Source organism: Halobacillus kuroshimensis DSM 18393, from assembly GCF_000425705.1.
GTDB classification, from domain to species: Bacteria; Bacillota; Bacilli; order Bacillales; family Halobacillaceae; genus Halobacillus; species Halobacillus kuroshimensis.
Window position 1 is genome coordinate 1,033,671 of the sequence record NZ_AUDY01000008.1, and the last position, 20,787, is coordinate 1,054,457.

Genomic DNA, 20,787 nt, shown 5'->3' on the forward strand with positions numbered 1-20,787 from the left:
ACAGCCATCCATTTTACCCTAAGCGCGCTATCGTATTTTACTGCTTTTCAAAAAGGTCCGCTTCTCCTCTGACCACTTTGTTTATTTGGTTTATCTTAAATTCTACAATTTCCTTGATCCTGCCTTCGGCAGTATATCCTTGAAAGTATTTCTCGATTTCCCATGCCAGCATCATCACCGTGTGATCCAAATATAAATGGTGAAAATCATGTCTGTATGCATCATTACTTATTGATACGTTTTTCTTATCCAGCAAAACCTTATAAGCTCTATATACATCCTGCACCAACTTCTCGTCATATACATCCTGCAAAAGTATCGTGACATCCCTGAGCGGTGAAGCAAATGCCGTCCACTCCCAGTCAATAAACCATATTTCACCATGATACCTGAAAACATTTTCAAGATGAGGGTCGCCATGTGTGAGAGTCAAAGGACCTCTCACTTTATATTCAGCAAGTTTTAATCTATGGTAGATAATTTCTATTTGAGTGAACCAATCAGGTGCCCATATGTGCGTTGCATTTAACAGCTTTAATTGTTCAATGGCCCACTCCGACCATTCATATGTAATAGCATGAGTATTCAGAGGAACACCGGTCTGGTCAATTTTTAAACTATGTAGATGAGAGAGCCGTTGCAGAATAGACATGATCGACTTCTTTTTTTTATGGAAAGGGGATTCCATAAAATCGTCTTTTAAGGGTATTCCAAAATCAATCATAAGAATGGCTTGTGGGGGAGACTCCCACCATTTCACCAGCCCGATAAAAGACTGTAGATGATCCGCCAGCTTTTTATAGATGTCTATTTCATTGTTTCTACCCTTAGCAAATTCTTTATAGATGAGTTTTTCCTTTTCACCATTTTGATTGAAAGTTTCAATCCGGATCACATGACCCGCGTGAGCTCCTTTAATATGTTCTGAATGAATGGGGGACTTTTTCACTTCTTGCAGTCTTTGATTTAGAAGATCCAAAAAAACCTTCCTTTCATTGCATAAGATCAACAGGGAAAGCTGAACCATCAATCCTTAGAGTGGTTGAAACGGTTTCGAAAAACGAGGGCTGAGGCGGCGAAAACGGCAAAAGAACCTGCTGATCCAGCAGCCAATAAGAGTTCAACGTATCCTGTCGGAGACTCAAATAATAAAGGAAGAGATAGCATTAAAACCGCACCACTACAACTTAAACCTAATATAGAAAAGGCCAATAACTGATTCACAAAAACCCCCCTCCGATATCACTGACTATATTTTTATTGATCCCATTGAGAATATGCCACAATTACTTTCTTGTACTTCATTTCACCTTAAATGCAAGAGCAAATGATAGAATAGCAAAAAGGATAAAAAAGAAACAAAGAATACCATAAGCTGCCCCTTCGAATCCCCTGATGATAACAAATCCAATATAGAAGAGAACAAGAACTGCAATACTCAATAAACCTCCGGGTAACATCCTGATAAACAGAGAAAAACCCTTTCTGCTGAACCACCACGCAAGACCCAATACAAGGATCCCTGGAATGAATGATACGAGTAAAGGTCCGTAAATCATCATAAGAGTGCCTCCATTCCATTACGTCTATGCGGTCTATATTATACCATAAAATGGATATTAACAGATTGCATGTGAAGCCTAATGGCGTTGCTCCTTTAATAAGACCTTTCCCTCGCTTGTTAACAATGCAACTCCGCATTGAACTCATGTGTAATGGTTTAGGAAAGTAAAACCATTTCTATTCCCTTCATTTTCTGAAATACCTCTATGGATTGTACATCACTTTGTGAGCTGTGATTTTAAAGGATACAAAGAATTATTTGCTGAGGTCACCAGGGGCGTTCAGTGGTGATGTTTGCGTAACAGTACGAGCCAAAGATACACTTGGGCAGGTGCTCTTCCCATTCAAGTTAGCTGAGGTCAATGCCGCGGCATGCATCCACCGATAAGAGATACGTTAACGCAACTACGACATGCGGGGCAGCGATTGTTTCTCGACAGACAGAAAGCCGCTGCCTAAGCAGCGGCTTTTTTACTACAAGCGGACTTCCTTATCCAACGTTCTGATCAGATACAGGAATATCCTCTTGTTTCCTTTTTCTCATAAGTTTATCAGCAATCGCAGTAATGGCTCCATCGCCTGTAACGTTCGTTGCTGTACCAAAGCTGTCTTGAGCTAGGTAGAGAGCAATAATTAAGGAAACCATGGTGGAATCGAACCCTAACATGGATTCGAGAAGGCCGATAGCTGCCATAACTGCTCCTCCCGGCACACCCGGGGCTGCAATCATTGTAATTCCTACCATAAGAATGAATGGAAATACATCGGCAAATGTTGTGGCTTGTCCAAGCATATACATAACCGCCATGGCACAGCTGGTAATTGTGATTGTACTTCCTGCTAAGTGGACATTCGCAAGTAACGGTACAGCAAAATCTGCGACACGTTCGCGCACTCCCATTTTCTTCACTTGCTTTAATGTAACTGGAATCGTAGCTGCCGAAGACTGCGTTCCTAATGCTGTAAAGTAGGCTGGCGTCATTTTCTTCAATAAGCTGAATGGATTTCTGCCATGCATACTGCCTGCAATACCATAGATAACGATGAGATAAAGCAGATGCAGGGCTATGATCATCAGAAACACTTTGGCGAATACACTTAAAATCGTACCGACTTGTCCTGCATACGTCATATTCGCAAAGATTCCAAATATATGAAATGGTAAGAGTGGAATAATGATATTCTCTATTACCTTTTGGATAATGGAGCGAAACTCATTCATGACATGTAATAAGGAATCGCCTTGAACAGCCGTCATTCCAACTCCTAATAGGAAAGATAATATAAGTGCGGCCATTACGCCCATAATTGGAGTCATTTCGACTGAAAAAGGTGCTTCCACCAGGGATTCCTCTGGATTAGCAAAAGACCCCCCTCTTTGTCCTTGCAAAAAAGATGGATACAGGTTCTTGGCGAATAAAAAAGCCGCTGTACCTGCCAGAACTGTGGAGGCATAGGCTAATCCAGTCGTCAGACCCAGCATCTTTCCTGCCCCCTTGCCCATTGATGCGATCCCCGGTGCAATAAAACCGAGAATGATTAACGGGATGACAAAGCTTAGGAAATTACCGAATAAACCTGTGAATGTTGCAGCGATTTCAATCAAAATCTCCGGTGCAAACTGTCCTATAATGATCCCCAGCGCTATTGCCAGGACAATCCTTACTAATAATGGTATTCTTTTCATCTCCCTCTCCCCTTCTTCATTTGTAAAAATTTAACGAGGTCATGTGTTATAGAACAAATCATGGTTTATACACTACCCTTTTTTCTATGGTTTGTGAAGTATAAAAAACAATAAAACAATGGATATGTAAAGAACAAAGTTACGGACTGGTGTTACCAACCTTCTGCGTCTCATCTCAGCTGTTCAGGTCATCCTTTGACCAGCGCTGCACCACAGTCTGGAACGTGCTTTATAAAAACAAAAGCGCCACCCTCAAGGGGTGACGCCTTTTTATGCGGCAGCTCTTTCTTCCTGATTCTTTTTGATTTTAGAAATAGCGTGGATATTGATTAAAATTCCTGCAGAAAACATCATCATCAATAACGAGGTTCCACCAAAACTGACAAACGGAAGCGGAACTCCCGTCAAAGGAATTAATCCTGTCAATCCTCCCAGATTGATAACAGCCTGAATGCCAATCAAACCGGAAACACCGATAGATAGCAGCCTTCCGAAGGTATCATGACTGTTCATACTGACATAAAAACCACGCAGGACGATAAGAGCGATCAGTCCGATCACAACAGCCACTCCAATAATTCCCAGCTCTTCCGCTATGACGGCCATAATAAAGTCGGTATGCGCTTCCGGCAGATATCCAAGCTTTTGCACACCTGCCCCAAGGCCTGTACCGATAATCCCGCCATTATGGATAGCGAGATAGGAATTAATCAGCTGGTACCCTGCGTCATCCGCATATTCGAAGGGCTGGTAGGCACCATCAAACCGGGAGAGCTGTTCTTCACTCAATCCGAATTGATACATCGTAACTGCAGCCACTAAAACGAGACCGAGCATAAAGAACAAATGGGACTTCTTCAAGCCGCTGGACATAATGATCAATCCGGAAACAGCCAGCGCGATCACTGCCGTGCCCAAGTCCGGCTGCTTTAAGATCATGGCCACGACAAGCATCGTAATGATCATAGGAGGAAGCAGCCCTCGTGTGAAATCCTGTATGTAGCTGCTTTTTTTCGTATAAATAGCAGCCAGGTAGATAATTAGTGACATCTTTGCTAGTTCCGCCGGCTGAAAGCGTCCGATCAGCGGGAGGCTGATCCAGGACTGAGCGTTGTTGGTCGTTTGTCCAATGACAAAAACCATTCCTAATAAAATGACGGTCACCAGTAAAATGAGTTTAAATAAACGGCGGTAGTTTTTATACGGAAAGATGATCCCGAAAAATAAAGCGCCGATTCCCAGACCCCAGGAAAGCAGCTGTTTTTCAAAGAAATATCCGGGGGTTACGTCATACACCATGACACCACTGACCATGCTCGCGCTGTATACCATGACAGTACCAAAGGCGGAAAGTGCCAGTACGGCGAAAAGGATTGAAAAATCGATGTTCTTTAAGATTCTGACTATCATTGGTAACCCTCTTTCATTTTGGTGCTGATAGATAAATTATAAGGGTTCTCCCCATGTAAAAAAAGCATTCCTTTTAAATTAAATCAAAAGTCTTTATAATATCGATGAGAATGGTAGGAGGTTTGTGGAATGATCTATCTTTATGTCGGCTTTGGTGGGTTTATCGGGGCATCCCTGAGGTACTTGATTGGTCTATTATTTGTAAATACGAGTGGATTTCCTTATTCCACCCTGCTTGTGAATCTATCCGGCAGCTTTCTGCTGGCTTGGTTGACCGCGGGACTGATCAACAAATATCAGCTGGCGGCTGAGTGGAAAGCTTTTCTGGGCACCGGACTCATTGGATCTTACACGACGTTTTCCGCTTTGACAGCAGATGCGTTTTCGTTGTATGAGCATGGCAGTGAATGGGAAAGCCTTCTCTACATAAGCCTGAGCATCGGGGGCGGATTTCTATGCTCATCCCTTGGATACCACCTCGCAGGGAGGAAGACTCGATGACGATACTGTTATTACTCCTGGCGGGGGCAGGCGGATTCATTGGAGCTGTCCTGCGCTATACTATAAGTAAATGGATCAACAGACGGACATCTTCTTCCTTTCCTTGGGCCACTTTTACTGTCAATATGACCGGTTCCTTCCTGCTCGGTACAACAGCCGGCATCCATCTTTCAGAAGCATGGATAACATTGGCCGGAACAGGGATCATGGGAGGTTTGACCACGTTTTCCACGTTTAAACTGGAAGCCCTCCACCTCCACAGGGGAAGGGAGTGGAAAACACTTACAGCTTATACAATTGCCAGCTATACCTTGGGCCTGACCCTGTATATCATTGGGTATACCTTCCCTTCCCTGCTGTCACAGCTTTAACTGACGGGGCCCGCTCCTTTCCAGTGCGACGCCCTTTCCTCCTGAAGGAGCCCTTTATAATCAGAAACTTCCACCAGCCGGACGACCTCCTTAACGAGCTGCTCTGTCTCCTGCAGCGCCTGTGCAGGAGATGCGTGAAAGATGTGAGTCAATCTCTCAGACATCCGTTCAGGGTGAACGTCCATCTGCTTCAAGGTTTCTTTCATCCATTTAAAGGAAGGGTGTTTGACGTACATCCGGTTTAATCCGTGAAGAATGCCGAAAAGATTTTGATGAACTCTGCAGATGACAGAATAAAACATCAGCCAGTCTTCTCTTTCACACAATACTCTCCGGCTGCGCCACGGGCTGCCAAAATCCAGGTGGATTTTGATCATCTTTTCCGCTAAGGCACCCGGGTAAACATCCACCTCCTGCTTCAGTATATCTCCTACATGATGGCCATGTAATACGACCCCGTCCTGAACAGCTGCAAGAAGGCACTGTTTTTCATAACTCACATCCAGCTTTTTCTTTACATCGTGGATCACCTCTGAAATCGTAGTCGTTAAAAAGCTGCTGATTTCAAACTTCACCCCGCTTTGATCGTGATACGTCTCAGACCACTCACCATCTTCATAAGGGTAAAACGTATGAAGAATCCCTTCTCCTCTTTTTACCGGATCCATGCGGTCATAATCACTCGGTGGCTCTTTCCACAACACATGCAGTTCAATATCAGAATGATGATCATCAAGGTTCCTGGACACAGAACCAGCTAAAATGACAGCTTCCACATTGGCATTCTCCTGATAGAAGTACGCCATGTTTACAGCTTTTTTATTTAAACTCAACCAAATCCCTCCTCATATGTTCGATCTCATTCTGCCTGCCCTGCAAGCAGCATCTTCATACTCCGACAGAAAAGTGTTACGGTGGATGTCTGCCGGCAGGGAAGACGGTCTGCAAAGAAAAACCCGTACGATGATCCCATTTTTCACCGTACGGGTGTTATTTTCTTATTCGGTTTTACTAAGCTTTAGGTTTACAAAGCTTTATACCATATATTCATATCTTCGAGTCCACTGCCGATCATACTGTTTTGAATCATACAGCCCCCGAACGTGAAGCCCTGCTGTCTTGCTACGATATTCATCCCCATGGAAGCTGCACGCGTGTAGGAGAACATCGTCTGAACGCCGAGATGTTTCATCTTTTCTTCCAGGTGTGGGTATTGACAGGATAAAAGACCTTTTCCTCTATGAGAAGGAAGGGTTGCGCAGTCCGTGAATTCCGCTGCATTAAATTCAGGAAATAGATCAGCGGAACAGGAGCTCACCAGCTGGTGCCGGTCATGAATGAGGGAAAAATAAACTTCTTCTCTCATCAGCTGTTTAATATAGGAAGGGTCATGAATAGGGGTTGGGTATTTCGGAAAAACCTCCCGGTACAACTCGGCCATTTCCTCTGCATCCTTTTCCTCCGCCCATCGGATATCATAACCTTCAGGCAGGTGCTTAACCCCGGTCTGCTCCTGTATGTTTAATTCCTTGAGGCGTGGGATCACATTGCCCGTGCCGGCTCTCCCTCTGTCAGGATTCAAGTACCTGGCATAAATCAGCGCATCCTCCCCTTGAAAAAAACCTTGGATTTCACCTTCATATATAAAGGAAAGCTCCTCTGCAATCGATGTTTCTTTTTGATCTGCCCGCACATAGAAAATGATTTTATCGCAGTCGTTATCCAGAGCCGTCTGAGAAAGTTCATCCAGTTCTTCCTCAGTGATCCAGTCTGGAAGCTTGTACACCTTGATCCGTTTATTGACAGGTTCCAAATGAACATCATCGTTTTCCAAAAGCGTTTGAACAGAAAGATCCACCTTAGACATAATCACTTTTTCTCCCCTTTATGAGTTTCAAGTCAGCTTTCATTCACCTCTACTCTTTTATTTTACAGGGGCCTGGATAAAGAAGGAATATGTCTCGAGGGACTAATTATGACGACATTTGTAGAATTTCCGAGAGTGCATCGTCGATGGCAGGATATTCAAAGGAAAACCCTGCTTTGACCAGACGATCCGGAATGACCCAACGGCTTTTCAACACCAATTCGGTTTCTGTGCGGATAAATGCAGAACCAATCTCAAGCATCCACTTCGAAGCGGAAAGTCCAGAGCTCCGCCCCATTTGTTCCCGCATGATTTCCATGAAATGAGCGTTGGTGACCGGCCCGGGTGCTGAACAATTAAAAGCACCGGTTAAATCAGACCGGTCTTTCAGGAATAACACAATCCTGAACAAATCCTCCACGTGAATCCAGCTGAACATCTGCTTTCCACTCCCTTGGACACCTCCGAGACCAAACTTGACTAAATTTTTATAAGGGCCCATCACACCTCCCTCTTTACCGAGGACGATCGCTGTCCGAAGCGCGACCCTGCGGACTCCAGGCAGGCTGTGGGCATAGAAGTGATCCTCCCAGGTCGATGCGACATTGACGGAAAACCCACTCCCAGTTTCCCCAGACTCCTCAGTCATCGGCCGGTCTTCCGCATGCCGGTAAATCGTAGCTGTACTCGAGTTCATCCACACTTCCGGCGGGTGGGAACACGCTTTGAGAGCTTTACTTAGAACATGCGTCGTCATGACGCGAGAGATCATAATTTCGTTTTGATTACGTGGATGATACCGGCAGTTCACAGATTTGCCTGCCAGATTCACCAACAGATCGGCTCCTTCAAGAGCCTGAACAATCCCGTCAAAGTCTTCCCAGTGAATATACCCGGGCTGCCTGGAAATCATACAGGTTTCAACACCCATCTCTTCGAATCGCTGCTTAAAATAGTTGCCGATAAATCCAGTTCCCCCAGCTAATACCACTTTTTTCATATGTAAACCACCTTTCAGGAAAATAATGAAAGAGCAAAACGCTCCTTACTATGGCATGTAAACCGTAGGTTTATTTTACCATGAAGGTCATGTTCTTTTCTTGAATTGACGGGCATGGGATTTGGCAAAATCAATAATCCGCTCATACGTGTCTTCGTCAAAATCTTTTTTGGTTGTATTAAAAAGGGCAGCACTATCCTCATCAATGATCTTTATCCTCGCCCCTCCACGAACATAAAGCGTGACGTAAAGAAAGGGCTCTTTCATCCCCAGTGTCTTTTTCAGTTCAGGTGCAAAATCAGCAGTGATCAAGAGTCTGTCCTCGACCTGCTTCAAGGATAGCTGGCTGAGAAACTGCAGATTGTCGATTTCTTTCCATACCATGTTTACGCACTCCCTGTTTTTTCTTTACCTTACCAATATCTTCTTCTTTTAAACATCATCACCCATCCTACTGTTGAGCGGCACTGATTTCATGCGGTGTCACCAGTATAGCTCCGGGATATTCATCCTGTCTGAATTCTATGTAAAAATTAAGAAAAGAGGGGGGGGCGCCCCTCTTTTCCTACACTTTATGATTTCGTTCTGTAATGACAACTCCCCGCTTCGCCATTTCCCTGATATAAAAATCACCAGGAACAATTCTTTCGGGAGGATGGACGCCCCGCTTTGTGATCCGGCCGCTTCCGATCATCTGTGCAGCAACGGATATCGTATTAGCGGTCGCTCTTGCCATCGCCGTTACATTAGCTTCCCTGTCTTTATATGTGATCATTTCATAGCAGCAGGATTGGTCTTCCCCATCCTTCCGCCCTTCTACCAGGACTCTTAAAAGCACAGCGTCATCTTTTTCTTTTAGTTCCAAAAGAGGGTCAATGCTTTTCAGTAGAACCTTTCTCGTATTCACTTTCCTCCCGTCTACTTCCACTTCTTTGCCGGCTCCTGTGAGGTTCAGGTCCACGAGCAGCTTCATCTTCGCTGCATGGCCGGGGTAACGGATCGTTTTATATTCCAGCGTTTCAATATCCGGGTAGGATTGCAACAGCGTTGATGTGCCGCCGGAAGTGTGAAAAGCCTCCAGAGGGCCGAAGCGGTCAAAGTAAATCGGCTCTATTTCTGTCAGGGATTCCACCTCTTCCAGTTTCCCTTTTCTTATTATCGTGGAAGGATCAGAATAGTGGTCCAGCAGTCCTTCCATAGAAAAGACATGGTTATACTCGAGCGGGGGCTCTGGGCGGACAGGAATCCCCCCGACGAACAGCTTTATACCACTCAAGCTGTCCAGTTTGGATGCGCCATACCCGGAAAGGATATTAATCATCCCGGGGGCTACACCGAGGTCAGGGATGATGGTAACACCCGCCTTTCGGGCCGATTCATCCAGCTCAAGCACACGGTCGGTAATGTGACCGATATGCCCTCCAAGATCGACGGAGTGGACACCCGCTTTCACTGCTGTACGCGCAACGATTTCGTTAAACGAATAAAACAAGGCATTGATCACGACATCGTAATCTTGTAAAAAGCTCTCGAGCTGCTGTTCATTGCCTGCATCAACCTGAAAGGCGGAAAGCTTTGGAGAATGCAGCGTATGAACGACAGCCTCGGCTCTTTTCTGATCAATATCAGCCAGACCGACATGTGTTACACCAGGACTGTGAGCAAGGTCTCTGGCCGCTTCCTTTCCCATGAGACCGGACCCTAAAACAGCCACCTTCATTGGATCACTCCTTCTGCCCGTTATGAACCTTCCTCTACATCAATCTGCGCCCGCTGCAGGCGGCCGCTGAAATCGACATAAACGGCCTTCCATTCTGTGAACACATCAAGAGCAGCTACTCCGGAATCTCTATGGCCGTTGCCTGTGCCTTTTGTTCCGCCAAACGGAAGATGGATCTCAGCACCTGTCGTTCCCGCGTTCACATAAACGATTCCTGTGTCGAGATCCCGTTGAGCAGCAAACACTCGGTTTACATCCTTAGTGAAAATCGAACTGGACAGGCCGAATTCGACTTGATTATTGATATGAACCGCTTCTTCAAAGCTTTTAACAGGAATAAGGGATACCACCGGACCGAAAATTTCTTCACGGGCAATCCGCATGTCCGGAGTAACATCTGTGAAAATAGTCGGGGCGAAGTAACAGCCTTTTTCCAATGCGCCCTGGTTCATCACAGAACCTCCTGTAAGCAGCTTGGCCCCTTCTTGTTTTCCAATGTCTACGTACTGCTGAATTTTTTCAAGGCCGCCCCGATTGATAATCGGTCCCACCTTTATCGACTCATCAAGGCCGCTTCCTATTGTCAGCTTTTCCGTTTCCCTGAGCAGCCGCTCCTCCAGCTCTTTTTTGACGTTCTCGTGCACCATAACACGGCTGCAGGCGGTGCAGCGCTGTCCGCTCGTGCCGAACGCACTCCACAAAATCCCTTCAACAGCAAGGGATAAGTCAGCGTCATCCATGACGATCACACCATTTTTTCCACCCATTTCCAATGACACTTTCTTCAGGCGGCTTCCGCACTTACCAGCAATGTGCCTGCCAACTTCGTTCGATCCGGTGAAGGATATAACACGGATGTCATCTTCTTCGATCATCGCCTCCCCTACGTTGGAACCGGATCCGAACACAACGTTCAGAACACCTTCAGGAAGGCCTGATTCCTGAAGAATCCCGGCCATTTCGAAGGCCATGAACGGGGTTTCGGTTGCAGGTTTCCAAACGACGGCATTTCCAGCCACGATGGCAGGGAAAGACTTCCACGTTGCAATGGCAATGGGAAAGTTCCAAGGGGTTATAATTCCGACGACACCTACAGGGGCACGGACACTCATAGCAAACTTATCCTTCAGCTCGGAAGGAGTTGTCTGTCCAAACAGGCGCCGGCCTTCTCCAGCCATATAAAACGCCATGTCGATCCCTTCCTGCACCTCTCCACGCGCCTCTTCAATGACTTTACCGTTTTCCATCGTCAGCAGACGAGCCAGATACTCTTTTTTCTCCTTCATGATCAAGCCTGCTTTATAAAGGACCTCCGCCCGCTGCGGTGCAGGAACAAGCGCCCATTTCTTTTGGGCAGAAACGGCCGCCCTGGTCGCCGCCTTAACGTCCTCTGCGTTGGATAACGGAACGTCGGCTAGTATTTCTGAATCAGCCGGGTTATACACCTTGGTCATTTTTTCCGTAGAAGGTGCCTTCCATTCGCCATTGATAAAGTTCTTTAACTTTTTCACCTGGGTGATTTCCATGTCCTCACTCCTCTTGGTTACTGATTTGACCGGATACTTGAAATGGTCCGGTTCAAGGAAATCTGCTCCGGATCGCATTCAATTTCAATGACTACAGGGACGTTCGACCGTAGAGCTTTCTCCAGGGCGCCTGAGAATTCCTCTGCTGTTTGTACATAGAACCCTTCCGCTCCCATATGACGGGCTATTTTACTGAACCGGACCTCTCCCAGGTCTGTTCCGGCGACCTGGTACGGGTAATGCATTTCCTGATGCATGCGGATGGTTCCATACATACGGTTGTTAAAGACAAGACTAATTACAGGAATGTTGTATCTGACGGCGGTCTCCACTTCCTGCATGGTCATCATAAACCCTCCATCTCCGGAGAGAGAGACGACGGTTTTGTCAGGAGATGCCAGCTTCACTCCAAGGGCTGCAGGGAGTCCGTAGCCCATTGCCCCGGATGTCGGACCCACATAGGAATGGGGATGACGAAACACAAAGAATGAATGAAGCCATCCCGCAAAATTACCAGCATCGTTGGTAATCACACTGTTTTCTTTGAGTTTGTGCTGCAAACACTCGATAACCCGGCCATTTAACATCTGCCTTCCAGCGTTGGTCAGCGTGCGTTCATATTTCAGCCGCCTTTGTTCCGCCCACGAAATCCATCCGGCGGTAATATGCATGGATCTCAGCTTTTTCAATGTCTGTCGTGCATCAGCGGCCACCCCCAGGAACGGCGGATGCACACTTCCAATCGTCTGTTCATCGATATCTATATGAATGACCTTGTGGTCGGGAGTGAGAAGCTTATAGTCCTGTGTTGTAATTTCTGATAAACGGGTGCCGACCGCAACAATCGTATCGGCTTGACGAACCGTTTCCAGAATCTCCGCATCGGTTCCTAACCCGAGATGGCCGGCATATAAACGGTGGTCATTTGGAAAGCTGTCATGTCTGCGAAAGGCTGTAACGACGGGAAGGCTGAAGCGTTCTGCGAAAGAGACCAGCTCTTGTTCTGCGCCTGCACGCTTAATCCCGCCCCCGGCAATCACCACCGGACGGACAGCGGAATTCAAGGCAGTCTTTACGGCTTCTACTTCCTCATCAGAAGGTGCAGGTGCAGGTATTGTAACCGCCGTCCCGAATGTCATAAGGGCTTCTTTGTTCAAAATATCTTCAGGCAGCGAAACCACCACTGGTCCGGGCCGCCCCGTTTGTGCAATCCGGAAGGCACGCTGAATGATTTCGGTTGTCCGGGGCGGCTCTCTGATTTCCGCCACCCACTTCGCGATAGGTTTGAAAAAGGCTTCCAAATCCACTTCCTGAAACCCTTCACGCCCCTTGAAGCTGGAATGCACTTGTCCAAGGAGAACGACAAGAGGTGTGGAGTCCTGCGCAGCCGTATGGACACCAATAGCAAGGTTGGCCGCTCCAACTCCTCTAGTGGCCATGACGACTCCAGGACAGGAGCCCGCTTTCCCATAGGCTTCCGCCATAAACGATGCACCGCCTTCATGCCTGGCGGAAATCAACTGCATGGAACGTTCCCTTGATATAGCATCCAGCACCGGCAGAAAACTTTCCCCTGGGACGCAGAAAATATGTCGGACACCTTCCATTTTTATACACTCCACAATGGCCCGGGCACTGGACATAACCGCTTGCTTCACACCATCACCCTCCCTTCATCGCCTTTTTCATCCGCAGCACAGCCTCATGCAGACGCTCGACGGGGTGGGTCAGACTGATGCGGATGTACCCTTCTCCCTGCTGCCCAAAGGCTGTTCCGGGTGTTAGAATGATTCCGGCTTCATCGAGCATTTTTTCAGCAAAGCTCTGGGATGTGAACCCCTCCGGGACCTGCGCCCAGACAAAAAACGTCCCTCTTGGTTTTACAGCACGGACATTCATTTCCTCCAGCTCTGGAAGAATAATAGTAAAGCGCATCTCGTACGTCCTGTTATTGGCCACGACAGAATCAAAACTGCTGTTTAAAGCGGCTGCTCCCGCTTTTTGAATGGCAGGGAACTGCCCTGTGTCCCTGTTGCTTTTGACAAGACCGAGGCCTTGGATAAGTTCTTCGTTCCCCGCGGCATATCCCATTCTCCACCCTGCCATATTGAAGCTTTTAGACAGAGAGCCGAATTCAATCCCAACATCCTTTCCTCCCTCAGCCTGTAGAAGACTTGGAGATTGATAGTCTCCGAAGGTCACAAGATCATAAGCGGCATCCTGCAGAAGAATCAGTTGATTTTTTTTCGCAAATCGGACAGCTTGTTCATACGTTTCCATTCCAACCGTTCCACCGGTCGGATTGTTCGGATAGTTCAGGATCATCAATTTTGCCCGGGTGCAGTCCCGCTCCGAAATTTGATCAAATGCAGGTGCAAAATTCTCCTCTGGATTGAGAGGATAAGGAATCGTCACCCCGTAGGCCAAATGCACAGCTGATTGATACACCGGGTAGCCGGGGTCCGGCGCCAGGACGCCGTCGCCAGGATTGAGCATGGACTGGATTAAATGGGCAATGCCTTCCTTTGAACCGATCAGGGCCAAGACCTCCCTGTCCACATCAAGGGATACATGAAAACGGCGCTGATAAAAATCGGTCACGGCCTGCTTGAATTCCATGCACCCATGATAAGGGGGATATTTATGGTTCTCCGGCTTTCTGACTTCCTGAATAAGCTTGTCTATAATAAACGGCGGTGTAGAAAGATCCGGAGCTCCGATCCCCAGATCAATCACATCAATCCCCTGCGCCGTAAGAGCCATCTTCTTTTTATGAAAAAGAGAAAACAGATATGCAGGCAGACTCTGCACCTGTTTAGAAAGTGGAATCATTTACCTTACCTCCAGCCTGTCCTATATTCACATTCACCGTACTGTCTTATCCTATTAGCTGGATAAGGCAGGTATGATGATAGATTTTACCCATTCATAGGCTGCCCCCTTTCTGCATAGGATGAGATACACCCCGTAAAGGACAACTTTGAACCGTAACCCCCGCGTTTCCCAAGCCAGTCGGATTCATACCACGTATGGGTTCTTCTGGCTTTTTCTATGGAAGGAAGTGGTCGTAAATGGAGACAGCCTTGAAAGGACGTCGGATCCTTGATTTGACCCGTGTGCTGGCAGGCCCCTACTGTTCCATGATCCTCGGTGACCTTGGCGCAGAAGTCATAAAAATAGAGGCCCCGGGCGGCAGTGATGAAACACGCTGCTGGGGTCCTCCCTTCAAAAATGGAGTCAGCTCCTATTTTTTGTGTACCAATCGGAACAAAAAAAGCTTAACAGTGAACCTCAAAAAGCCGGAAGGCATACAGATCATCGAAAAACTCGTCCAAACATGCGATGTGGTCATTCATAACTTCAAGACAGGGACGATGGAAAAGCTCGGAATCGGATATGACCGTTTAAAAGAGATCCATCCAGGGATCGTCTTCTGTTCTATTACCGGGTTCGGCGAAACCGGACCGTACCGTGACAGACCGGGATACGATTTTATCATTCAGGCCATGAGCGGCTTAATGAGCATTACCGGAGATGAAACATCCGGCCCGCAGAAACTGGGAGTAGCGATTACCGATATTCTGACCGGTCTTTATGCGTGCATCGGCATCCAGTCCGCTTTATTGGAACGCGAGGTTTCCGGAACAGGGCAGAAAATCGACCTGTCCCTTTTCGATTCAGCTGTAAGCGCCCTTGTGAATATCGGCAGCAATTATTTAATGACCGGTCATCTACCTGAAAGACTCGGCAGCCGTCATGCCAATATCGTCCCATACCAATCGTTCTATACGAAGGACGGAGAAATTGTTATTGCTGTAGGAAATGACCGGCAGTTCATGCAATTGGCAGAAATGCTCGGTAAACCCGAACTGGGATCGGATGAGAAGTTCAACTCCAATACGGGAAGAGTAGAAAACAGGAAGGAACTTTCAGCCATCCTGCAGAAGTTGTTTCTAGAGGGAAATACTTCCTTTTGGGAACAAGCCTGCCTGGCTAGGAATATCCCTTTCGGCCCCATCCAAACGTTGGAGGACGTCCGGAACGACCCGCAATTAAAGGACAGGGAAATGTTTATCCGCATGCATCACCCACAAGCCGGAGCGACATCCATCATCGGAAGTCCGTTGAAACTCTCAAAAACTCCCGTAACCTACCGCACGGCTCCACCTGAACCAGGTGCCGACAGTGCTGTCCTTCTATCGGAACTCGGCTATGCCCCAAACGAAATACAACGACTGAAAAAAGGTGAGATCATATAAGGAGTGATGGTATGAATTTTTCATTTACGCAGGAACAGGACATGCTTCGTAAAACGGTCCGCAGCTTCGTTGATCAGGAAATTATGCCGAACATCAGACAATGGGATGCTTCCGGTCATTTTGACCACGGTGTCCTTCGACAGCTGGCAGACCTTGGGCTGATGGGGGTATGCATACCTGAAGATTATGGAGGAAGCGGGATGGATTATAACGCCCTGGCGATTGTATGCGAGGAACTGGAGCGTGGCGATACCGCTTTCCGCACCGCGGTATCTGTGCACACAGGCCTGAACTGTATGACGCTTCTGCAGTGGGCCTCCGAGGAACAGAAGCAGCGTTATCTCATCCCTCAGGCCAAAGGAGAAAAAGTGGGTGCGTTTGGACTCACGGAACCAGGCGCCGGATCTGATGTTGCTGCCCTTCAGACGACGGCTGTCAAAGATGGGACCGAATACGTTTTGAACGGGCAGAAAACCTGGATCTCCCTCTGTGATGCTGCCGATCATTTTCTCGTCTTTGCCTATACAGATAAAAGTAAAAAGCACCACGGTATATCCGCCTTTATAGTGGAACGGACATTCCCAGGCTTTTCATCAAAAGCTCAAAAAGGAAAGCTCGGCATACGTGCGGGGAATACGGGAGAATTGTTTTTTGATGGTGTGCGCGTGCCGGAAGATAACCTGGTCGGGCAGGAAGGAGACGGGTTTAAAATAGCGATGTCCGCCCTTGATAATGGACGCTTTACTGTCGCAGCCGGAGCCTGCGGACAAATTATGGCCTGCCTGGAAGCATGCGTGGATTACTGCCTTGAGCGGAAAACGTTCGGAATGGAAATCGGCAGGCATCAGCTCGTCCAGCAGATGATCGCCCGAATGGAAGCCGGCCTGCAGATGAGCCGCCTGCTCGTCTATAAAGCAGGTGAATTAAAAAACGAAGGAAAAAGAAACACAAGAGAAACATCTCTGGCCAAATGGCAGGCGTGCGATTTTGCCAACAAAGCCGCTGATGATGCTGTACAGATTCATGGTGCTTATGGTTATTCTGATGAATACCCAGTTGAACGGTATCTGAGGAATTCCAAAGCTCCAGTCATTTATGAAGGCACACGGGAGATCCATACCATCATGCAGGCCGAGTATGTCCTCGGATATCGGAAAGATAAACCATTAGACCGCATGCTGCCGGCGTGGAAGTCTTAAATCAATTAAAAAACAACAGCCTGCAGGTGCCCCCCTGCAGGCTGTTGTTCCTTACCCTTTCCACTCAAAGCTGCTCTCACTTCTCATTTTGATTCGAGGATGCTTCCGAAGCTCTCCAGCCAGTTGAAAAAGAGCTTCATCTTTTTGTTTCGCCTCAATCATACAGTCAATCTGGTCTGTTGTACCGGCGGTTTTCTCAATGAAAGTCAGGAACATATCCGGATCAACGTAATCCGCATGACTTTTGAATGCTTCCGGGCTTTTTGGGCTGGAGATATGCATTTTCACAGGAAGCGGGGAATGAGTCCACGTCCCAAGTACGCGGCTCCAATTCTCTTCCCATTCCTTATGATCATAGTTCGCCATATGATGATGAAGATCAAAAACGAGGGGGATTTGAAGTTTTTCACATACATAGAGACAATCATTCAACGTGTAGGAAGTATCATCATTTTCAATCATCACCATTTTCTGGATCCCTTTCGGCACATGTGCCCAGTTCTCTATAAAACGCTCCAGAGATGATTCTTTATCCTTGTACCGCCCTCCGAGGTGGAAGACGCATCGATGGGTCGGATCGATCCCCATATGGTGCAGAAGGAGATAATGATACTTCAACACAGTGATAGACGATTGGAAAATCTCTTGATCACGGGCGTTCAGCACCACAAAATGATCAGGGTGGAAATCCAGGCGCATCCCATTCTCTCCGGCGTAATCTCCAAGCATCTTCAAGTCCTGCTTAATCGGACCGATGTAATCCCACCCTTGCAAAGCCTCATGCGTGGCGAGGGGAACAAGACGGGAACTCAATCGAAAAAACTGGATATCGTGTGCTTTGTTATGCTTCAAAAGTCTGAGGCAGTTCTGTAAATTGGCAGAAGCGGTCCGCTCCAGTTTCCTTTTTGCAGCTTCTTGATCTTTCATCTGAGCAAATCGTTTATAAGTTACGGTCTGAGAAGGAGAAGCATTGTGCAGATGAACACTCATAGCCACATAACCGAGTCGGAATAAAGTCATAACCATCACCAAGATTCTTTTTCTATATCATCTGTCATGGAATTCCCGCTTATGCATGGTCCATTCGTTTTAACAGCACCCAGCTCATACTGAGGAAAAGAGGATAAAAAACAAGGGCTAGTGCGATCGGCATCACCCAGGTGAACATACTGACACTCACGGGCACGGCTGTTAAAATGAACCACTTCACCGTCAGCGTAACAAGTACGACACTGGGAAGAAGCACAGCCAGGTATCCCGTTGTTACATCCGTTCTCTTCGTGAAATAGCAGCCAAGACCTGTACATATAAGAGCACTTCCTACGAGGAACAATCCAAACAAGGTCAGTATCATGGAAATACTCAATGGAAACGCCTCCTTACTATATGTCCTTCTAGATGAATGATGGGATCCCCTGCCATTTTCCTCATTTTCCCACTTGATGTTTTCCGAATGTTTCACTACCCATCAATACGGATATACACCTTAATGTGTACACGATGAATTACAAAAAAGAGCGTAATGATACACAAGTTAGAAACTACCAGAGGAGGAAATTAAAATGAAAGATCCAAAAGAACAGGCAGCACAGATGAATGAAGAGAAAAAAGATGAAATCATGAGCAACTTCCAAACATTTAAGGACTACCTCGGTGATAAAGTCAATAAAGGCGAAAAATTGGGCCTTGGTGAAGAAGGTCTTACAAAGGGCGCTAAACGCGTAGCGGATTATTTAGCTGAATACGAAGAACCGAGAAACAGGGAAGAAAAGGTTCTCAATGAACTGTGGAATGCGGCGGACAATAATGAGCGGGAGCACATTGCACACGCTCTTGTAAAAATGGCCGACCAAACCAATTAAAACCAGAACCCCCGAGGCTGATGCAGCCCTCGGGGGTTTTTTAACGTGGAAGGAGAGGGTGGAACAACGCCCCTGCTGCTTTACGGAGCGCTGCTTCCTCTTCTTTTTTATAGCTGATGATAAAGCAGGTGGAAGGGCCGCCTGATTTATTTATATCCAATGAACAATGTTCAGGAAAAGTTTCTGCTAAATCGTTCGCTTTCAACATTTCCTGCAGCTCGTAAAGAATTCCTTTGGAGCCGACAGGAACCATTTCAAAAACGGACGGATGATCAGCGAGTTCTTTGAATAACGACAACGGTGCTATCCGGTCCTGCTTTTCCATCACTTCCTGCCCGACCAGCGGCTCACCGATGACAGCAAAGGCTGCATATTCCGGCGTACAGCCTGTCTTTACTTTTGACGGGCTTACTTTCCCCATGACAGTAAGGCTGAGCGCAGACTGCTGCAGAGGAAAATTGGATTCTGTGCTTCCAGTCACGGAAACAGAAAGACCGAGACCTTCAGTCAATTCGTTGACCCGATCCACGCACGGCTGCCACACTCCTTCTCCTGAAAAATTGTGCAGCAGAATGGATAATGGCTCCGCTCCTACTGCGTAATTTTCCATAAAAGCCACCCTGAACATAGATTCCGCCACAAGTGGATAAGGAGCTTGGATGTGATCGGCATCCTTTTCGCCAATGTTCGCTGCGTTATCAGAACTGATGACCAGATCGAACTGTTTATCAAAAGGAATAAACGTACTATCCCGCACTGACTTTCCCCTCCTTTACCCCCATGAGTGCCGGTTTTATTTTCTGTAATACGAAGCAGAACAAGATGACATTAATGCAAGCCCCTGCCGTGAGAGCTGGTACAAGAGCCCAGTAAAACACAGAGTTCATCATCCATAAAAAAGGGAGCGGTAAAACAAGGCTGTTGAAGGTGATGAAAAACAAATATCCCATCCATCTGCTCTTATTGTAGATAAAAGGAAACAGCAAAAGAAGCATAGCCATTTCCACCGAAATAAACAGATGAAAAGGACCGAGTGGAAAACCGCCGGTTAATGCGGAAAGAAGATGGCCGAGACCACCGGCAACCGCTCCACTGACTGGTCCAAGAAGAATAGATGCAAGAAGCGCCGGCACTGCATCAAGCGCGATACTTCCAATACCGACAGGGATTTTCAATAAGCCGCCTAGAGCGGCCATGGAAGTGAACATTGCAGTCCACACGAATTTCTTCACGTATCTTTAAACTTCCGCGGGCGGCCTTTGAACACTTCAGCACTGCGGATATACTCTACATCCTTCTCCCCGCTTACGAAATTGATGTAGCGGCTCACCGCAAAAAAGTAGTCGGATAACCGGTTTAAATATCGCAGGCACACATCATGAATGTCCTCTACTTTCGCAAGGGAAACGACATTCCTTTCCGCTCTCCTCGTAACCGTCCGTGCGATATGCAGTGTGCCGGAAGCCGGAGCCCCTCCAGGTAGGATAAACCGTTTGAGCTCAGGCGTTTCTGCAATATAATCATCCATCCGGTCTTCCAGCCAGTTCACACTTGTCTCTTCCAATTTATAGGGATGATCCGCTTTTTTATTAGCCAGATCGCCTCCACAGTCAAACAATTCATGCTGGATCCGTTCCAGTTCCTGATCCACCTGCTGAAGTGAATCGATCGACAGATCCAATTCTGTTCTTGCTTTTCCGACAAAGCTGTTAGCTTCATCAACCGTACCATAGGCCTCCACACGGATATCATCCTTGTCCACACGTCCACCGATGACACTCGTCTGGCCCTTATCACCAGATTTTGTATAAAGTCTCATTTG

General features: G+C 47.0%; 23 protein-coding genes. 5 read left to right on the forward strand and 18 right to left on the reverse strand.

The genetic code is table 11. The features are described from left to right. Positions 1–37 precede the first annotated feature (37 nt). From H615_RS0107315 to H615_RS0107330, 5 genes are all read right to left on the reverse strand, one after another. Positions 38–979 carry a phosphotransferase gene (locus H615_RS0107315; protein WP_027954533.1) on the reverse strand — a complete coding sequence of 314 codons (942 nt, stop codon included), beginning with the start codon at positions 977–979 and terminating at the stop codon, positions 38–40. A 47-nt stretch (positions 980–1,026) separates the two neighbouring features. Continuing rightward, positions 1,027–1,224, reverse strand: coding sequence for a hypothetical protein (locus tag H615_RS22030; RefSeq protein WP_084163041.1), 198 nt, complete (start codon positions 1,222–1,224; stop codon positions 1,027–1,029). A gap of 77 nt (positions 1,225–1,301) precedes the next feature. After that, a complete protein-coding gene (locus H615_RS0107320; protein WP_027954534.1) occupies positions 1,302–1,562 on the reverse strand; it encodes a YesK family protein in 261 nt (86 codons plus the stop codon). Between the two features lie 491 nt (positions 1,563–2,053). After that, on the reverse strand, positions 2,054–3,250 hold the full coding sequence (locus H615_RS0107325; protein ID WP_027954535.1) for a dicarboxylate/amino acid:cation symporter: 1,197 nt from the start codon (positions 3,248–3,250) through the stop codon (positions 2,054–2,056). A gap of 270 nt (positions 3,251–3,520) precedes the next feature. Continuing rightward, the gene (locus tag H615_RS0107330) at positions 3,521–4,660 is read right to left on the reverse strand and encodes an FtsW/RodA/SpoVE family cell cycle protein (RefSeq protein ID WP_027954536.1); all 1,140 of its coding nucleotides are present in this window, start codon (positions 4,658–4,660) and stop codon (positions 3,521–3,523) included. Between the two features lie 129 nt (positions 4,661–4,789). On the opposite strand from H615_RS0107330, the gene H615_RS0107335 reads away from it, so the two are divergent. Both H615_RS0107335 and H615_RS21010 read left to right on the forward strand, forming a co-directional pair. Next, complete coding sequence (locus H615_RS0107335) at positions 4,790–5,161, forward strand: fluoride efflux transporter FluC (RefSeq protein ID WP_027954537.1); 372 nt, start codon at positions 4,790–4,792, stop codon at positions 5,159–5,161. Then, positions 5,158–5,532, forward strand: coding sequence for a fluoride efflux transporter FluC (locus H615_RS21010; RefSeq protein ID WP_051254614.1), 375 nt, complete (start codon positions 5,158–5,160; stop codon positions 5,530–5,532). Before H615_RS0107335 ends, H615_RS21010 begins: the two co-directional genes overlap by 4 nt. Here the strand turns inward: H615_RS21010 and H615_RS0107345 are convergent. The 8 genes from H615_RS0107345 to H615_RS0107380 form a co-directional block, all read right to left on the reverse strand. Further along, a complete protein-coding gene (locus tag H615_RS0107345) occupies positions 5,529–6,365 on the reverse strand; it encodes a DUF4037 domain-containing protein (protein ID WP_027954538.1) in 837 nt (278 codons plus the stop codon). The two genes, H615_RS21010 and H615_RS0107345, sit on opposite strands and share 4 nt — an antisense overlap. 191 nt (positions 6,366–6,556) lie before the next feature. Next, positions 6,557–7,399: a putative beta-lysine N-acetyltransferase gene (gene ablB, locus H615_RS21015; protein WP_035531367.1), complete on the reverse strand. Its 843-nt coding sequence runs from the start codon at positions 7,397–7,399 to the stop codon at positions 6,557–6,559. Between the two features lie 106 nt (positions 7,400–7,505). Continuing rightward, on the reverse strand, positions 7,506–8,399 hold the full coding sequence (locus H615_RS0107355) for a TIGR01777 family oxidoreductase (RefSeq protein WP_027954539.1): 894 nt from the start codon (positions 8,397–8,399) through the stop codon (positions 7,506–7,508). An 87-nt stretch (positions 8,400–8,486) separates the two neighbouring features. Continuing rightward, a complete protein-coding gene (locus tag H615_RS0107360; protein ID WP_027954540.1) occupies positions 8,487–8,783 on the reverse strand; it encodes a hypothetical protein in 297 nt (98 codons plus the stop codon). Between the two features lie 181 nt (positions 8,784–8,964). Next, positions 8,965–10,119, reverse strand: coding sequence for a saccharopine dehydrogenase family protein (locus tag H615_RS0107365; protein WP_027954541.1), 1,155 nt, complete (start codon positions 10,117–10,119; stop codon positions 8,965–8,967). 20 nt (positions 10,120–10,139) lie between these two features. Continuing rightward, positions 10,140–11,645, reverse strand: coding sequence for an aldehyde dehydrogenase family protein (locus tag H615_RS0107370; protein ID WP_027954542.1), 1,506 nt, complete (start codon positions 11,643–11,645; stop codon positions 10,140–10,142). 17 nt (positions 11,646–11,662) lie between these two features. Beyond that, on the reverse strand, positions 11,663–13,288 hold the full coding sequence (locus H615_RS0107375) for a thiamine pyrophosphate-dependent enzyme (protein ID WP_425307000.1): 1,626 nt from the start codon (positions 13,286–13,288) through the stop codon (positions 11,663–11,665). A 19-nt stretch (positions 13,289–13,307) separates the two neighbouring features. Beyond that, a complete protein-coding gene (locus H615_RS0107380; protein WP_027954544.1) occupies positions 13,308–14,477 on the reverse strand; it encodes an aminotransferase class I/II-fold pyridoxal phosphate-dependent enzyme in 1,170 nt (389 codons plus the stop codon). A 239-nt stretch (positions 14,478–14,716) separates the two neighbouring features. Between H615_RS0107380 and H615_RS0107385 the strand changes: the two genes are divergently transcribed. Further along, complete coding sequence (locus H615_RS0107385) at positions 14,717–15,904, forward strand: CaiB/BaiF CoA transferase family protein (RefSeq protein ID WP_027954545.1); 1,188 nt, start codon at positions 14,717–14,719, stop codon at positions 15,902–15,904. Between the two features lie 11 nt (positions 15,905–15,915). Beyond that, a complete protein-coding gene (locus H615_RS0107390; RefSeq protein WP_027954546.1) occupies positions 15,916–17,103 on the forward strand; it encodes an acyl-CoA dehydrogenase family protein in 1,188 nt (395 codons plus the stop codon). Positions 17,104–17,154: 51 nt separating this feature from the next. On the opposite strand, the gene uvsE is transcribed toward H615_RS0107390, so the two are convergent. Next, entirely contained in the window at positions 17,155–18,123 is a 969-nt protein-coding gene (gene uvsE, locus H615_RS0107395) for a UV DNA damage repair endonuclease UvsE (RefSeq protein WP_027954547.1), read from the reverse strand. A 49-nt stretch (positions 18,124–18,172) separates the two neighbouring features. Further along, positions 18,173–18,469, reverse strand: a complete 297-nt coding sequence (locus H615_RS0107400) for a hypothetical protein (protein ID WP_027954548.1) — start codon at positions 18,467–18,469, stop codon at positions 18,173–18,175. Positions 18,470–18,665: 196 nt separating this feature from the next. Here H615_RS0107400 and H615_RS0107405 point away from each other — a divergent pair, with 196 nt between their 5' ends. Continuing rightward, positions 18,666–18,965, forward strand: coding sequence for a DUF3243 domain-containing protein (locus H615_RS0107405; RefSeq protein WP_027954549.1), 300 nt, complete (start codon positions 18,666–18,668; stop codon positions 18,963–18,965). Between the two features lie 40 nt (positions 18,966–19,005). Here H615_RS0107405 and H615_RS0107410 read toward each other — a convergent pair whose 3' ends face one another. Genes H615_RS0107410 through H615_RS0107420 form a run of 3 tightly spaced genes read right to left on the reverse strand, consistent with a single transcriptional unit; the run spans position 19,006 to position 20,784 of the window. Further along, a complete protein-coding gene (locus tag H615_RS0107410; RefSeq protein ID WP_027954550.1) occupies positions 19,006–19,722 on the reverse strand; it encodes a hypothetical protein in 717 nt (238 codons plus the stop codon). Beyond that, positions 19,712–20,197, reverse strand: a complete 486-nt coding sequence (locus H615_RS0107415; protein WP_027954551.1) for an ECF transporter S component — start codon at positions 20,195–20,197, stop codon at positions 19,712–19,714. Before H615_RS0107415 ends, H615_RS0107410 begins: the two co-directional genes overlap by 11 nt. Next, positions 20,194–20,784 carry a cob(I)yrinic acid a,c-diamide adenosyltransferase gene (locus tag H615_RS0107420; protein ID WP_027954552.1) on the reverse strand — a complete coding sequence of 197 codons (591 nt, stop codon included), beginning with the start codon at positions 20,782–20,784 and terminating at the stop codon, positions 20,194–20,196. Before H615_RS0107420 ends, H615_RS0107415 begins: the two co-directional genes overlap by 4 nt. Between the last annotated feature and the right edge of the window lie 3 nt (positions 20,785–20,787).

Coding starts and splice junctions, on each gene's coding strand:
- H615_RS21010 (WP_051254614.1), top strand. CDS start 5,158: ATGACGATACTGTTATTACTCCTGGCGGGGGCAGGCGGATTCATTGGA.
- H615_RS0107325 (WP_027954535.1), bottom strand. CDS start 3,250: ATGAAAAGAATACCATTATTAGTAAGGATTGTCCTGGCAATAGCGCTG.
- H615_RS0107365 (WP_027954541.1), bottom strand. CDS start 10,119: ATGAAGGTGGCTGTTTTAGGGTCCGGTCTCATGGGAAAGGAAGCGGCC.
- H615_RS0107380 (WP_027954544.1), bottom strand. CDS start 14,477: ATGATTCCACTTTCTAAACAGGTGCAGAGTCTGCCTGCATATCTGTTT.
- H615_RS0107405 (WP_027954549.1), top strand. CDS start 18,666: ATGAAAGATCCAAAAGAACAGGCAGCACAGATGAATGAAGAGAAAAAA.
- H615_RS0107360 (WP_027954540.1), bottom strand. CDS start 8,783: ATGGTATGGAAAGAAATCGACAATCTGCAGTTTCTCAGCCAGCTATCC.
- H615_RS0107385 (WP_027954545.1), top strand. CDS start 14,717: ATGGAGACAGCCTTGAAAGGACGTCGGATCCTTGATTTGACCCGTGTG.
- H615_RS0107390 (WP_027954546.1), top strand. CDS start 15,916: ATGAATTTTTCATTTACGCAGGAACAGGACATGCTTCGTAAAACGGTC.
- H615_RS0107370 (WP_027954542.1), bottom strand. CDS start 11,645: ATGGAAATCACCCAGGTGAAAAAGTTAAAGAACTTTATCAATGGCGAA.
- H615_RS0107355 (WP_027954539.1), bottom strand. CDS start 8,399: ATGAAAAAAGTGGTATTAGCTGGGGGAACTGGATTTATCGGCAACTAT.
- ablB (WP_035531367.1), bottom strand. CDS start 7,399: ATGTCTAAGGTGGATCTTTCTGTTCAAACGCTTTTGGAAAACGATGAT.
- uvsE (WP_027954547.1), bottom strand. CDS start 18,123: ATGACTTTATTCCGACTCGGTTATGTGGCTATGAGTGTTCATCTGCAC.
- H615_RS0107330 (WP_027954536.1), bottom strand. CDS start 4,660: ATGATAGTCAGAATCTTAAAGAACATCGATTTTTCAATCCTTTTCGCC.
- H615_RS0107320 (WP_027954534.1), bottom strand. CDS start 1,562: ATGATGATTTACGGACCTTTACTCGTATCATTCATTCCAGGGATCCTT.
- H615_RS0107335 (WP_027954537.1), top strand. CDS start 4,790: ATGATCTATCTTTATGTCGGCTTTGGTGGGTTTATCGGGGCATCCCTG.
- H615_RS0107420 (WP_027954552.1), bottom strand. CDS start 20,784: ATGAGACTTTATACAAAATCTGGTGATAAGGGCCAGACGAGTGTCATC.
- H615_RS0107375 (WP_425307000.1), bottom strand. CDS start 13,288: ATGTCCAGTGCCCGGGCCATTGTGGAGTGTATAAAAATGGAAGGTGTC.